At 63.7% G+C, this 14,350-nt stretch carries 12 protein-coding genes and 4 pseudogenes; 13 read left to right on the top strand and 3 right to left on the bottom strand.

The features are described 5' to 3' along the window. Window positions 1–105 precede the first annotated feature (105 nt). The 8 genes and pseudogenes from IVB24_RS21885 to IVB24_RS21850 all read left to right on the top strand — a co-directional run bounded on the left by IVB24_RS21885 (window position 106) and on the right by IVB24_RS21850 (window position 7,985). Entirely contained in the window at window positions 106–759 is a 654-nt protein-coding gene (locus tag IVB24_RS21885; protein ID WP_247768643.1) for a Spy/CpxP family protein refolding chaperone, read from the top strand. Between the two features lie 153 nt (window positions 760–912). Beyond that, a complete protein-coding gene (locus IVB24_RS21880; RefSeq protein WP_247768641.1) occupies window positions 913–1,170 on the top strand; it encodes a DUF2933 domain-containing protein in 258 nt (85 codons plus the stop codon). Further along, window positions 1,170–1,844, top strand: a pseudogene (locus IVB24_RS21875) (isoprenylcysteine carboxylmethyltransferase family protein). The gene IVB24_RS21880 and the pseudogene IVB24_RS21875 overlap by 1 nt, the downstream one beginning before the upstream one ends. Then, on the top strand, window positions 1,825–2,310 hold the full coding sequence (locus IVB24_RS21870; RefSeq protein ID WP_247768639.1) for a hypothetical protein: 486 nt from the start codon (window positions 1,825–1,827) through the stop codon (window positions 2,308–2,310). The pseudogene IVB24_RS21875 and the gene IVB24_RS21870 overlap by 20 nt, the downstream one beginning before the upstream one ends. A gap of 57 nt (window positions 2,311–2,367) precedes the next feature. Next, window positions 2,368–3,561, top strand: a complete 1,194-nt coding sequence (locus tag IVB24_RS21865; RefSeq protein ID WP_247768637.1) for a methionine adenosyltransferase — start codon at window positions 2,368–2,370, stop codon at window positions 3,559–3,561. Window positions 3,562–3,667: 106 nt separating this feature from the next. Next, a complete protein-coding gene (locus tag IVB24_RS21860) occupies window positions 3,668–4,375 on the top strand; it encodes an ABC transporter ATP-binding protein (RefSeq protein WP_247768636.1) in 708 nt (235 codons plus the stop codon). A 4-nt stretch (window positions 4,376–4,379) separates the two neighbouring features. Then, window positions 4,380–6,743, top strand: coding sequence for an ABC transporter permease (locus tag IVB24_RS21855; RefSeq protein ID WP_247768634.1), 2,364 nt, complete (start codon window positions 4,380–4,382; stop codon window positions 6,741–6,743). Window positions 6,744–6,745: 2 nt separating this feature from the next. Beyond that, window positions 6,746–7,985, top strand: a pseudogene (locus IVB24_RS21850) (HlyD family efflux transporter periplasmic adaptor subunit). A 381-nt stretch (window positions 7,986–8,366) separates the two neighbouring features. Here the strand turns inward: IVB24_RS21850 and fetB are convergent. The 3 genes from fetB to IVB24_RS21835 are packed head-to-tail and all read right to left on the bottom strand — an operon-like array spanning window position 8,367 to window position 10,792. Further along, the gene (gene fetB, locus IVB24_RS21845; protein ID WP_247768633.1) at window positions 8,367–9,161 is read right to left on the bottom strand and encodes an iron export ABC transporter permease subunit FetB; all 795 of its coding nucleotides are present in this window, start codon (window positions 9,159–9,161) and stop codon (window positions 8,367–8,369) included. Further along, complete coding sequence (locus IVB24_RS21840) at window positions 9,158–9,754, bottom strand: ATP-binding cassette domain-containing protein (protein ID WP_247768631.1); 597 nt, start codon at window positions 9,752–9,754, stop codon at window positions 9,158–9,160. Before IVB24_RS21840 ends, fetB begins: the two co-directional genes overlap by 4 nt. Window positions 9,755–9,757: 3 nt before the next feature. Continuing rightward, the gene (locus IVB24_RS21835) at window positions 9,758–10,792 is read right to left on the bottom strand and encodes a Cj0069 family protein (RefSeq protein WP_247768629.1); all 1,035 of its coding nucleotides are present in this window, start codon (window positions 10,790–10,792) and stop codon (window positions 9,758–9,760) included. 726 nt (window positions 10,793–11,518) lie between these two features. On the opposite strand from IVB24_RS21835, the pseudogene IVB24_RS21830 reads away from it, so the two are divergent. The 5 genes and pseudogenes from IVB24_RS21830 to IVB24_RS21810 all read left to right on the top strand — a co-directional run. Then, window positions 11,519–11,667, top strand: a pseudogene (locus IVB24_RS21830) (sulfurtransferase); the annotation flags it as partial. A 49-nt stretch (window positions 11,668–11,716) separates the two neighbouring features. Next, window positions 11,717–11,950: a PepSY domain-containing protein gene (locus tag IVB24_RS21825; RefSeq protein WP_247768627.1), complete on the top strand. Its 234-nt coding sequence runs from the start codon at window positions 11,717–11,719 to the stop codon at window positions 11,948–11,950. Window positions 11,951–11,965: 15 nt separating this feature from the next. Beyond that, the gene (locus IVB24_RS21820; protein WP_247768625.1) at window positions 11,966–12,868 is read left to right on the top strand and encodes a DUF1259 domain-containing protein; all 903 of its coding nucleotides are present in this window, start codon (window positions 11,966–11,968) and stop codon (window positions 12,866–12,868) included. A gap of 212 nt (window positions 12,869–13,080) precedes the next feature. Then, window positions 13,081–13,674, top strand: a complete 594-nt coding sequence (locus IVB24_RS21815; RefSeq protein ID WP_247768623.1) for a hypothetical protein — start codon at window positions 13,081–13,083, stop codon at window positions 13,672–13,674. Window positions 13,675–13,703: 29 nt separating this feature from the next. After that, window positions 13,704–14,201: pseudogene (locus tag IVB24_RS21810) on the top strand (heme-binding protein); the annotation flags it as partial. Window positions 14,202–14,350 lie beyond the last annotated feature (149 nt).

Raw genomic sequence — 14,350 nt, 5'->3', positions numbered from 1 at the left:
GCGCCGAGCCCGACCTCCATCGCTTGCCGGATTGACGTGCATCAAGCGGCCAGCGGCAGGAACGGGTCATCCTGAACTTCGGCCACCCACGATCAGGAGCTTGCCATGCGCGCCATGACCTTTGCCGCCGCACTACTCGCCACGACGCTCGGGCACGCCGCTTGGGCCCAATCGGCCGCGGAACACGAAGGGCATCACCCCGACCAGAAGCAGGAGCAGGCCACGCCAAAGGCAGACCAGCGGGCGCCTGCCGGCTCTCAGGGCATGAACGGCGGCGGAATGATGGGCGGGAAGATGCCCATGATGGACATGGCGAAGATGATGGAGATGATGCGGCAGTCCGGCGACGGAATGGGCATGGACACGATCGATCACATCGAGGGCCGGGTCGCGTTCCTCCGCACCGAGCTCAAGATCACCGAGGCGCAGCAGCCCGCCTGGAACGCGTTCGCCGACGCGTTGCGGGCCAACGCCAAAACGTTGGGAGAGATGCGCGGCTCGATGATGTCGCAGCAGGGCGCCGGTGCCGGCCTGGTCGAAAAGCTCGCGTTCCAGGAGAAATGGCTCGCGGCGCGGCTCGAAGGCACCCGCGCGATGAAATCGGCGCTCACGAACCTGGTCTCGACGTTTTCCGACGAGCAGAAGAAGGCCGCCGACGAACTGCTCGCGCCGCAGATGGGCATGATGCCGATGATGTCCGCGATGCGGGGCGGAGCGACGATGGGCATGGGAATGCAGCCCGGCAAGCCGATGCAGTGACCTTGGGGGCGGGAGTTCCTCCGGCGGTCCCCGTTGGCTCGGTGTGGCGTCCACGAACAAGGCCAGTGAGTCTTACGGGCCTGCCGCTGTTGATCTAGCGCAACAATGATGGCAACGGCGCCGCTAAGCTCCAATGATCGATAGGAGCGAGCGATGTCGGTGCAGGACCATCCCGCGTATCGAGAGCGCCCTCAGCAGGGCATGTCCACGAAATCAAAGGCCGGCTTGGTTCTGATCGGATTCCTGATCATCGCCGGGGGGCTACTGTTCACCGAGCACAGGGCTCACGTGCTCGGAGTTTTGGTCTGGCTACCGCTGCTCGGTTGCGTGCTGATGCACATGTTCATGCATCACGGCGGCCACGGCCACCATCACGCAGAGCCCCCGCCGTCAGACAAACGGGGGGAGTGATGCACGACACAGCGCCAGCCTACGGCCTCTGGGGCCTGGTTATCGTCAACTCGGCGGTCTTCATCCTGTTCGCCTACAGCTTCTTCAAGCCGCAGACCTCGCGCGATTGGCGCTCGTTCAGCGCCTTCAGCGCCTTCCTGGTGGCGCTGTTCGTGGAGATGTACGGCTTTCCGCTCACCATCTACTTCCTGTCGGGCTGGCTGCAGTCGCACTACCCGAACATCGACTGGTTCTCGCACGACGCCGGCCACCTGCTCGAGATGATGTTCGGCTGGAAGACAAATCCGCACGCCGGACCGTTCCACATCCTGAGCTTCATCTTCATCGGCGCGGGCTTCGTGCTGATCTCCGCCGCGTGGAGAGTGCTTTAAGATGCGCAGCAGACCCGCGGCCTCGCGACCACGGGCCCCTACAGCTACGTCCGGCATCCGCAGTACGTCGGCTTCATCCTCGTCATGTTCGGCTTCCTGCTGCAGTGGCCGACGATCCTCACGCTGGCGATGTTTCCGGTGCTGACCGTCATGTACGTGAAGCTGGCGCGCGGCGAGGAGCGGGATGCCCGAGCAAAATTCGGAGACGTCTATGTCAGATATGCGGCCGATGTGCCGGGATTTATTCCGAAGTTGAGCCGGGTCTTTGGCACCGAGTCCAGTGGTGGATATCGGCATGGTTAGCCGGCGGGCGGTCGGCGCTCTGCTCGGAGGCCTCTGGCTGGCCGGTTGCTTGATCGGCGTAGCGTCCGCTGCGGACACCGACCTCTCAAAAACGGCAGGAGGAGTGACGGTCTACCTGGGCATCGTGCCGGCCGAGATCGTGAAGGGCCTCCCGTCGGGCTCCACCACCGAACGACCGATGCACGGGCGCACCCCAAAGGGGCCGCATGAATATCACGTCGTTGCCGCCGTCTTTGATGCAGCAAGCGGCGCGCGTATTTCTGATGCCGTCGTGACTGCGGAAGTATCAGGATTGGGCTTGTCCGGCGCCAAGAAGAAGCTTGAGCCAATGCAGATCTCGGGCACCACGACCTATGGCGGCTTCTTCGACCTTACCGGATTTGATCTCTACACCGTGAAGCTCACTGTCGAGCGCACCGGCGCAAGTCCGGCTGCCCTGCAATTCAAGTACGACCATCGCGGGTAGACCGACCCTTGTGGTGCGGAAAAGGGCTAACCGCCTCTGTTTCGATTGGCTACACCGATGTTTGATCTTGTCCTTTCGCAGCTTGACAATCGCGATGACGTCGAGGTCGTCGAGCGCAAGGGAGCCGGTCACCCGGACACGATCTGCGATGCCCTCGCCGAGACGCTGTCCCGCAATCTCTGTCGCGAGTACCTGCGCAGATTCGGCCATGTGCTGCACTACAATGTCGACAAGGCGCTACTGTGCGGCGGCCGGGCAATGCCTACCTTCCGCGGCGGAAAGGTGACCGATCCGATCAGAATCCTCCTGGCAGGACGGGCCGTTACCAACGTCGGAAACGAAGCGATACCAGTCGAGGACATTGCCATCGAGGGCTCAAGGGCCTGGCTGAAGGCCAATCTCCATGCGCTGGATGCCGATCGTCACGTCCGTATCGAGGCCCTGGTTCATCAGGGCTCGCAGGACCTGCAATCGCTGTTCTCTCGGGGGAGCGCACGGCAAATTCCGCTTGCCAACGATACGTCCTTCGGAGTTGGTCACGCACCGCTCAGTGCGCTCGAACGCCTCGTGCTCGCAATCGAACAGGGGCTTCACGGCCGCGATCGCGCGCGTGACCATCCGGCTTGGGGTGAAGACATCAAAGTCATGGCTGTCCGAAGCGGAGAGCGCGTCAAGCTGACAATCGCCTGCGCCATGATCGGGCGGTTTCTTAACGACATGGACAGCTATCTGCAACAAAAGGCGGCGCTCGCCGAGTACGTCCGTGAACGAGCAAGCGAAGAGGGATTTAGGGATTGCGAGGTGGCCGTCAACGCTGCTGACGATGCGGCGTCCGGTAGCATCTATCTGACCGTGACCGGCACCTCAGCGGAGGCTGGCGACGACGGGCAGGTCGGTCGGGGAAATCGCGTCAATGGCCTGATCACACCTTGGCGGCCGATGAGCTTGGAGGCTGCCGCCGGCAAGAACCCCGTTAGCCACGTCGGCAAGATCTACAACATCTTGGCAAAGCGAATAGCTGAGACATTGGTCACCGCCATTCCGGAGGTCTCCGCAGCGCAGTGCCTCATCGTCAGCCAGATCGGCGCGCCGGTGTCCGTGCCGGATCTCGTTCATCTCAGGCTGGCGACGAAGGACGGCGTTCCCCCGGAGGAGCTAAGAGAGCGAGGTGCGGAGATTGTATCGGATCACCTTGGCCGGATCCCGGAACTGGTCGGCGAGCTCGTCGCCGGAGTAACTCATGTCTACTGAGCGTCTGTTTTGAGAAAGCCGAGCGAATTCAGCGAGCTGCCTGATCTAAATCAATCCAGGGGCGCCTCAAGGGCGGAGAGTGACTGCTCACACTGTTTGAGACGCAATGACCCAATCCGTCTTCACAGCCACGGCTCTGACCAAAACCTACGTCTCCGGCGAGGTGGCGGTCCATGCCCTCAACAATGTCGATCTCGAGATCGCCGAGAGGGAAGTCGTGGTGCTGCTCGGTCCATCCGGCAGCGGCAAGACGACCTTGCTCAACATCATGGGCGGGCTCGACCGGCCGACCAGCGGCAGGCTGTTCTTCCGAGACCTTGACCTAACGGATCTAGAGGACCGCGAGCTTACGAAGTATCGCCGCGACCACGTCGGATTCGTGTTCCAGTTCTACAATCTGGTGCCGAGCCTCACCGCCTACGAAAACGTGGCGCTGGTGACGGAGGTTTCCAACCAACCGATGCGTCCCGCGGATGCCTTGGCTCTGGTGGGCCTGGAAGAGCGGATGCACCACTTTCCGGCCCAGCTATCCGGCGGCGAGCAGCAGCGCGTGGCGATAGCCCGCGCGATCGCGAAACGCCCCGCAGTGCTGCTCTGCGACGAGCCGACCGGGGCGCTGGACTCGAAAACCGGCATTCGCGTCATCGAGGCGCTGCTCGGGGTGAATCGGCAGCTCGGCACCACGACCGTCATCATCACGCACAACGCCAGCATCCAGGAGGTCGCCGACCGGGTGCTGTTCTTCGCCGACGGCCGGATCTCCAGGATCCAGAAGAACGAGACCCGGCGGGAAGCGGCCGAGCTCACGTGGTGACGGCATGACGGCGCTCGACATCAAGCTGTTCCGGGACGTCAGGCGGCTCTGGGCCCAGGTGCTCGCCGTCGCGCTGGTCGTCGGAGGGGGCGTGGCGACGCTGGTGCTCGCGGTCGGCTCCCATCGATCGTTGGAGGAGACCCGGATCGCGTACTACGAACGCTACGGCTTCGGCGACGTATTTGCTCAGGCCAAGCGCGCCCCCAAGGCGCTCGCCGGCAGGATCGGCGAGATACCCGGCGTCGCCGCCGTCGACACCCGGATCGCCAAGCTCGCGTTGCTGGACATTCCCGGGTTCTCGGAGCCCGCCAGCGCGCAGTTCGTTTCGCTGCCCGACAGCGGCGAGCCGCACCTCAACCGGCTCTACATCCGCTCCGGGCGCCTTCCGGAGCCGGGACGGACCGAAGAAGTCGTGGTCAACGAACCCTTCGCCCGGGCCCACGGCTTCTCGGAAGGGGCGCGGTTCTCGGCCATCCTGAACGGCAAGAAGCGCGAACTCGTCATCGTCGGTACGGCGCTGTCCCCCGAGTTCGTCTACACCGTCGGGCCGGGCGACCTGATGCCCGATGACCGCCGCTACGCCATCGTATGGATGTCGGAGAAGGCACTCGCCGGCGTCTACGATCTCGACGGCGCCTTCTCGGCGGTGTCGGTCAAGCTGCAGCCCGGCGCATCCGAGCGAAAGGTGATCGCGCGGCTCGACGCTTTGCTGGACCCGTACGGCGGGCAGGCGGCTCACGGCCGGAAGGATCAGACCTCGCACGCCTGGCTCGATCATGAACTCGACATGCTCAACAACATGAGCCGCACGCTGCCGCCGATCTTCCTGCTGGTGGCCGCCTTCCTCGTCAATCTCACTCTGACCCGGCTGGTCGCGCTCGAGCGCGAGCAGATCGGCCTACTGAAGGCGCTAGGCTATTCCGATGGCAGCATCGTGCTGCACTACTTCAAATTCGTTGCCCTGATCGTCGTGATCGGAATCACGCTGGGCGGCGTTGCCGGCACCTGGCTCGGATTGCGCGTCACCGCGCTGTTCGGCGACTTCTTCCACTTCCCGTTCCTGGTGTTCGCGAAGGCGCCGGACCTGTACGTCACCGCAGGCGCGCTCAGCGCAGCCGCCGCCGCGATCGGCGCGCTGCGGGCGCTGCGCGAAGTGGTGAAGCTGCCGCCGGCCGTCGCCATGCAACCGCCGGCACCGCCGGTCTATCGCAGGCTGCTGCCGGCGAGCATCCAGCTCGACCAGATCGTGTCGCAGCCGACGCTCATGATGATCCGAAACATCGCGCGTCACCCCGTCCGGGCCGCGTTCACGGCGCTTGGGATGGCGCTTGCCACCGCAATCCTCGTCGTCTCGCTGTTCACGCGGGACACGATGGAGCAACTGATCGACGTAACCTACTTCCTCGCCGACCGGCAGGACGCGACCATCGGCTTTTCCGAGAAGCGGATCGCGAACGTGGTGGAGCAGGTGAGCCGGCTTCCGGGCGTTCTCGCCGCCGAGCCGTTCCGCGAGGTGCCCGTCCGGATCCGCCATGGCAACGTCGAACGCCGGATCACGATCAGCGGCCGGCCCGCCGATGCCGATCTCAGGCGCATCATCGACGCCGACCTCCGGCCCGTCGCGCTTCCGGAGACGGGCCTCGCGATCTCCAGCATGCTCGGTCACATCCTGGGAGTGGGGGCCGGCGACACCGTAGAGCTCGATTTGCTGGAGGGCGCCCGTCGCACCGTGACGATGCCGATCGTGGCCACCGTCGAGGACTACTTCGGCATTAGGGGAATGATGGACATCGAGGCGCTGCGGAAGCTGATGCGCGAGGCGCCCGTCGTGAACAGTGTGAACCTCAGCCTCGACGAGAACCGGAAGGAGGACTTCTACGCGGCGGTGAAGTCCATGCCGACGGTCGCCGGAGTGGCGCTACAGCGCGTGTCCCTTGCCAACTTCCGCAAGACCGTCGCGCTGCTCATCACCACGATGGCGAGCATCTACACCGGGCTCGCCGCCGTGATCGCGTTCGGCGTGGTCTACAACAACGCCCGGATTTCGCTCTCCGAACGCGCCCGCGAGCTGGCGAGTCTGCGGGTGCTCGGCTTCACGCGCGGCGAGGTTCTGCGCATCCTCCTGCTCGAGCTCGCGATCCTCACGCTGATCGCCCAGCCGCCGGGGTGGCTGATGGGCTACGGCCTCGCTTGGGTCATGAAGACGAACCTGGCCGGAGAACTGATGCGCGTCCGGCTGGTGGTGGAGCATTCGACCTACGTCATCGCCACGTCCGTGGTGGTGCTGGCTGCGGTTGCCTCCGCAGCGGTGATCCGCGAACGTATCGACAAACTGGACCTCGTCGCGGTCCTCAAGACGCGAGACTAGCCATGCCGGCAAAGTGGACCAAACGGATCATCGGTGCCGCGGCTCTGGCCGCGATCGCGGCAGGACTGGCGTGGTTCGCCTGGCCCCGGCCGGTTCTGGTGGATCTCGCGACCGTCGCGAAAGGCCCGATCGAAGTCACGGCCGACGATGACGGCAAGACGCGCGTCCGCCACGTCTACACGGTCTCGGCGCCGATAGCGGGAAAGGTCCTGAGGATTTCGCATCCGCTCGGCGAGCAGGGGCCTTCGCTTCACGTCGGGGACGAGGTCACCGCCAACCAGACCGTAATCGCGCTGATGCAGCCGACGCTGCCGGGCTTCATCGACGTGCGCTCGCGCGACCAGCTCGAGGCCGAAGTTCTGGCTGCGGACGCCGCCATCCAGCAGCAGGAGGCCGAGGTGCAGCGGATCGAAGCCGCGCTGGACTTCGCCCGCACCGAATTTCAGCGGGCGCAGACGCTTTTGCGTACGCAGTCGACCTCCGCCCAGGCCTTCGACAAGGCGAAGTTCGAGGTGGCCACCAGCGAGGCCGCCCTCGCGAGCGCCAGGGCTCAGGTCGACATGCGCCGAGCGGTGCGGGCCAGCCTGGCGGCCCGATTGATGGACCCGGCCAACGCCGCGTCGCCGGCGGAGCCCGCCTGCTGCGTGCGGGTGCTCGCACCGGCGAGCGGACGTGTGCTGAAGATCATCCAGGACAGCGAGGCGCCGGTGCTGCCCGGGACGCCGCTGGTCGACATCGGCAACCCGCTCGATCTGGAGGTCGTCGCGGACCTGCTCTCGACCGATGCCGTCCAGATCAAGGTGGGCGCGCCCGCCCGGATCGACGGCTGGGGCGGACAGCCCATCAAGGGAAAGGTGGTCCGGGTAGACCCCGCCGGCTTCCTGAAGGTATCGGCGTTGGGGATCGAGGAGCAGCGGGTCCGCGTGACGATCGATTTCGCGGATTCCCCCGATAACTGGACCTCGCTTGGACACGACTACCGGGTCGTCGTCCACGTGACCACATGGAGCGCTCCGGACGCGCTGGCCGTGCCCTGTGAGTGCCTTGTTCCGGAAGGGCGACCAATGGGCCGTTTTTGCCGACGAGAACGGCCGCGCCAAGACCGTCCCGGTGAGCATCGGGCACCGAAACAACCGTATGGCCGAGGTTCTCTCCGGTCTCGCTGCGGGAGATCAGGTCGTGCTGCACCCCAGCGACCGGATCGGCGACGATACCAGAATCGCGCAGCGGAAAGGGCGCTGAGGGCAGCACTCAACCTCCCATCTTCTGCTGGTTGGCCGTCGGACGGTACGTGAATCGTCCACCCTTGATCGTGCACTGCCCTAATTCTGCCGGACCTAGGCCGTTCGTGGAAAGGCCGATCTGATGGTTGAAGGGGGAGTGCCGCGTCCCTTGGCCAAGGCCTCTCTCGTCGGAGAAAACGGGGGTCTCAGAGGTCTTTGCGGGCTCGCTCGGGTGCATCGTCAGCTCCGAGCTGTATGCCATACCTTATTAGTCCCGTTAGTCTGCAGCCTGCTCGGACGCTTGTGTACGTCCCGATCGGCCCCCTCCGACGGTTGCCGCCGATCATCATGGATCAAATTGGCTCTAAGCCAGAGCGGAGCCATGATGACGGGGAACTTTTCAGCTGGAAATCCGATCGAGGCGTAGTCGGTGCCGATGATCGGTCAGGAGGCGTGCGCCGCCCAGCACGGCGGCCAAGGTACCGAGCCCGGTCCCGCCTGCGATCAGGAACATGATCAGCAGCTGATATTTTACTGCATCGACCGGCTCGACGCCTGCAAGGATCTGGCCTGTCATCATCCCGGGCAGCGAAACGAGGCCGATCGCCGCCATGCTGTTCATGATCGGCATGAAGCCGCTTCTCAAGGCGTCCCGGATGATTGGCAGCAGCGCTTCGTGCCGGGTGCCGCCGAGCGCAAGACAAGCTTCCACGGCGGCTCGTTCGCGCACCACGCTGTTTGTCAACACGTCCAGGCCCAGGCCTATCCCGGTCATGGTGTTGCCCAGGATCATGCCTAGCAAAGGCAGCGCATAGCGCGGGTGATACCAAGGATCGGGGCGTAGCTCCGTCAGGAGCGCGAACATCGTGATCGTTCCGGCGGCGAGGAGCGTGCATGCTGCCCCTAGGCCGTACCGCCAAATACCCGTCAAGCGCCGCTTCTGCCGCGCGACGATTTCTCGCGAGGCGAAGAGAACCATGATGAAGGCGGCGAGCGCGGTCCAAAGCGGCGATACCGCGGCAAACAGGAACGTCAGCACGTATCCAACGAGGACAAGCTGAACCACCATGCGCACAGTCGCGATGGCCAGTTGCCTTTCGAGCTTGAGGCGGAGAACAAGCGATAGAAGGCCATCCATGACGACAAGGAGCGCGGGTAGGGCAAGATCACCGTACGAAAGCTGGATGTAGGTCACGGCCGCTTTTCCTCGATGCCACCATGGGGGCCCATCAGGAATATCCTCGATCCGACACGGCGGGCTTGAGCGTTATCGTGGGTACTCCAGATGACGCTCGTTCCATTCGCAATGCGCTCGGCGATCAGGGATTCGACGGCGGCGGCGGATGCCGAGTCGAGCGCCGATGTTGGTTCGTCCAGCAGCAGGACGCGCGACTGCAGCATGAGCGCCCGCACAAGCCCCAATCGTTGTCTCTCGCCCGTGGAAAGTCTCTGAATCGGCCAAGGTCCGCAGTCGGCCGGAAGCCCCAGGCGCTCGACGAGTGGTAGGGCATCATCCCAGGTCGTGAAGTGCTCTTGCACGATGTCGGACCACCAGCCGGGCTCGGCGGCGAGATAGGTCACCCGTTTTCGCCACGCGGGGGCCGGCATCGCCTCCCTCAGTGTTCCGTCAAGCTTGACCGTTCCTTCGCTGGGGTCGAGGTCCGCGATGGAGCGAAGCAGCAAGGTCTTCCCGACGCCGGACGGTCCCTGCAGGGCGACGCATTCGCCGTCGTGCAAGTCGAATGACACGGTGAGGTGCAAGCGCTTGAGCCCGTTGACCGTCAGCATGCGTCAACGCTTGAGCTGCAGCCGATCGGCAACCCATCGGGCAATCTCCGCCGGCGCCTCGGCCGGGTACGGATGCACAGAGCTGACGTTGATCTCGCCGAGCACGTAGCTATCGCTCCCGTCCGCCTGGACGGGTCCCAGCATGAAGTCGGCGTCCCAGATCGCGGGCAGGTCGCCTCGCGCGATATCCAGCAACGAGGTCAACTGCGGCGTCCACTCGTCTTCCATCAGGCGGCGCAGCCGCTGGAAGCGCGGGTCTGCGTTGGACGAGTAGAGCCGCGGTCCGGCCTCGGCGCGCGCGGCCGGCGAATCGACCAGGGCCTTGACCTTGTGGTGGCCGAAGCCGGCGCAGCGGTCGCCTGCCATATAGCAACGCACCACGCCCTCGCTCAGGCGAGGCTGGAACGCCTGGTCAATCACGCTGCCATTCTCGAAATACTCCGCACAGCGACGGAGAAAATCATCCAGCGTCAGTTCCTCGGGGGTGTCCTTGGTCGCGTCCAGCACCCAGATCATCCGGGAAGTCGACAACCTTTCGACCTTCCAGACGCCCTGGCCACCGTTACCGCGGTTGCGCTTGATCACGCGCGGACCGGCGGCGAGCCGCGTCGGCAACTCGGCGCGCATGGCTGCGGCGGTCTGATAGAGCGCCGTGTCGCTTCCCCAGCCCTTCGAGCGGGTGCGATAGAGCACCTCCTTGGTGCCCATCTTGAGGATGACGTCCGGATGAGCGCTCACCCACATGCCCCGGTTGGCGACGTCGCGCAGCATGGCGTCCAGACTGACGCGGTTTCGACCGTCTTGAATAGGGTTGACCCAGACAAGCACTCCATCCGCTGCGAGCAGTTGTTCGCGGGCGGCGTCCGCAAAACTCTCGTCGTAGATGACGGGGTGCCCTTCGACGCCGACGGCGGCAAGTGCTTCGAAGACGTCGACGAAGCGCCCGCTTTTCGGGGTCGCATCTCGACGCGCGACGGCGTCTCCCCGCGAGAGGATGGCTACGGTACGTCGGGGAGAGGGGTGATCTTCGGTGTCCATGCGCAAGCTCCACGTGTTGCGTGCTGCGCAGAGCTTGGACCGAAGTCTCGCGGGGAGTCTGCTTGTCCCCGTGCGATCACTATACGTGAGCTCGGTCGGACGTTTCAAGACGGTGGGTCCGGAGCCCTCTCGCTCACACTTGGCGCCTTCAGCGCACACGCGGAGGTCTTGGACCGACCCGGCCCACTCGGATGCGAGCGCGTTCGGTTGGTGAACCTCGCGAATGCTGGGACCATGAAAGATACGGACCGACCAGAGTGAGGCAGGGAAGTTCCGGAGGCCAAGCCCTCGCGTCTGGAGGAGGCAGTACGGATCATCGAAGTGTAATGCGGCCGATCTCAGGGAAATCATCGAGGAGCTCGGTCGACGGCCTCACTAAGCCCTACGTGACGCTAATTCGCGACCGCTATTAGAAATGCGAGCCGTAGCTTAGTTCTCAGCTCCGGATAAAATCTCCGTGACATCCGTCTGATGATTTCCTGGAATCCTTCAGCATTCGCGGGTTGACAGCCTCGCCATCCGGGTTTTTTATTCGCGCCACGGGGATGTGCGATCTCCCCGCGAGGCGTCATGCCCAAGAATCGCGTCCTGATCACCAAGGGCGCAGCATGTCAGCATCGTACACCTTTATTTCACCCGACAAACTGTCTCGATTGATAGGCACGGCGGCTGCCCCGACGCTCATCGATGTGCGCATCGACGAGGACTTTTCGGCCGACCCGCGCCCTGCTCGCAGCATCGCTCGGCCTGTCGCGCATGTTAGACGACGAACTCGATCAGTTGAACGCCGGTTTCCTGCTCTACGAAGCGTTCTACCGATGGTGCCGCGACGGACCAAGGAGACGCACAACTGGCCGACCAACAAGGTCAGGTGAGGCGGAGGCAGGAACGACTTCTGGGGCAGGGATAACCAGGAGATCAGATATGCGAACATCGACGATCTATCGGGCAGCGCTCTTGGTGGCGCTTGCGGCAGGTCTCTCCCCCGCTCACGCACTGACCCAGGAAGAGCTGGTCGCCAAGATCCAGGCGGCCGGCTACTCGCAGGTGAAAGACGTCAAGTCGACGGCCGAGGGCACCACCGCCAAGGCGGTGAAGGACGGCAAGCCGGTGACGCTAGTCGTCGACAGCAGTGGCCAGATCAAAGAACGAAACTGAGGTGGAGGGAGCACGATGAAACGCACAGTCTGGCACGTGATCGTGATCGGCCTAGCTCTCGCCTACCTGCCTTTCGTCTGCATGGCACGCGCGCAAGCGATCGATTGGCAAAAGGTCGACGAGACCCTTGGCAGGAAGGCCGCGGTCTCCGACGACGTCCATCGCTACGGCTTCCCGCGCAGCGACCTATCGGTGACCTTGGACGGCGTGACGATCAAGCCGTCGCTGGCGCTGGGCGGCTGGGTCGCGTTCAAGCCCGGACACGGCGGCGCGATGGTCATGGGCGACCTTGTGCTGCTCGAGACCGAGATCAATCCCGTGATGGCGAAGATGATCGCGAACGGCCTTGAGATCACCGCCGTGCACAACCATCTGCTGCGGGCGAGTCCGGCGACGTTCTACATGCACGTCGCCGGCCATGGCGACCCCGTCAAGCTGGCCTCGGCGATCCACGATGCGTTGGCCGAGAGCAAGACGCCGTTGACCGTCGGGGCGCCGGCGAGCCCGCCGCCGGCCGTCGATCTCGACACGGCGAAGCTCGACCAGATCATCGGCGTCAAAGGCCAGGCCAACGGTGGCGTCTACCAGTTCAACGTGAAGCGGCGCGACCCGATCACGCAAGAGGGCATGTCATTGACCCCCGTCGGTCCTATGGGTGTGGCGATCGGCATCAATTTCCAGCCGACCGGCGGCGGGAAGGCCGCCATTACGGGCGACTTCGTGCTGACCGGCGACGAGGTCAACCCGGTCATTTTGGCGCTGCGGGCGCACGGTATCGAGGTGACCGCGCTGCACAGCCACATGCTCGATGAGCAGCCGAGGTTGTTCTTCATGCACTTCTGGGCGAACGACGACGCCGTGAAGCTTGCCGAGGGTCTGCGCGCGGCCCTCGACAAGACTGCCACCACTAAGAGTTGAGCCAAACATCGAGCGAAGGAGTTGCCGTTCGATCCGAAGTCGATCAGCGACACACCGGAACTGGGTTCGCCGATCCACGAGAGACGATCACCTGAACACCGTCCGTGGAGGAACGAATGATGTGCACCGCTTCAGCCTTCACTTCGCGGCCTGTCGAACCGAGGGTGCTCGCCCTAGCGTCCATGTTCGTTTTGTTGATGGGAGGATACGCCATGGCTGAAACCTTGAATTTCGATGACGCTCCTGCGGGAGCGTCGCCCCTAGGCTGGATTCTTTCAATGACAGGTAGGGGAGAGCCGAAATGGACCGTTGAGCCAGACCCCACTGCACCGAGTAAGCCGAATGTCCTCAAGCAATCCGGTAGGGCGACTTTTCCAGTGGCCATCAAAAGGGATACCGACATCCGCGACGGCTTCGTCGAGGTAAAATTCAAGGCGGTCACCGGCTCTGAGGATCGCGCTGCAGGGGTCATCTGGCGCGCGAAGGATGCCGACAACTACTACGTCGTCCGGGCAAACGCTTTGGAGGACAATGTCGTGCTCTACAAGACGGTCAAGGGCGTTCGAACGTCTCTGGATATCGTGGGTCGCAAGGGCGGATATGGCGTCAATGCGCCCGTGGCGTCCGGGCAGTGGCACGTTCTGCGCTGCGATTTCGCAGGAACGCGGTTCAGGGTGACGTATGACGGACGCCAGTTGTTCGACGTTGAGGACGCCACGATTGCTCAATCGGGTATGATCGGCCTGTGGACCAAGGCGGATAGCGTGACCCTGTTTGATGATCTGATATATGGTGAGGTCAAATAGGTCTCTGCCCTCCCTTGCCGGAGACAACCATGAACTCTCGGCGCCTGACGGTCGCGACGGCCTTGGTGATCGCGTCCATCTGCCCGCTGAGGGCGGAAGAAAACTTGGGCGCCTACAAATCACTAACTCCGGGGTTGGCATTCGATCTCGCGCGCGCGGCGTTGAACAGTTGCCGCTCCCTGGCATTCCAAGTCGCAGTCGCTGTAGTCGATCGCTTCGGCGTGACGCAAGTGATGCTGCGTGATCGCTTTGCAGGTCCGCACACGCCGCCAACGGCGACAGGCAAGGCTTGGACGGCTGCGTCGTTCAGGACCAGCACGACAGAGCTCAATGCGATCAGTCAACCCGGCATGATGCAGTCGGGAATTCGCGACCTTCCTGGAGTGGTCATCATAGGGGGAGGTCTGGTGGTCGAAGCCAACGGTTCGCTGGTCGCAGCGGTAAGTGTCTCCGGAGCTCCGGGTGGCGACGCTGACGAGGCATGTGCAAGGGCCGGTATCGATGCCATCCGTGACAGGCTGGATTTCCGACCCGAACAGGTTTCGGGCTCTTGTGCGAGGATTGGAACTCGACGGTCTAAGAACCGGTCGCCGCAGCGGGCCTTCTCGGTCCGGTTCTGAAAGAAGAGCAATCTGTGAACTAGCTCATTTCAGGTTGAAGGAGATCGTGGCTTAAC

Source organism: Bradyrhizobium sp. 192 (assembly GCF_023100965.1).
In the GTDB taxonomy this organism is placed as follows: domain Bacteria; phylum Pseudomonadota; class Alphaproteobacteria; order Rhizobiales; family Xanthobacteraceae; genus Bradyrhizobium; species Bradyrhizobium symbiodeficiens.
Note: the sequence above shows the minus strand (reverse complement) of the source record. Positions and strands in the feature narration are given on the sequence as shown.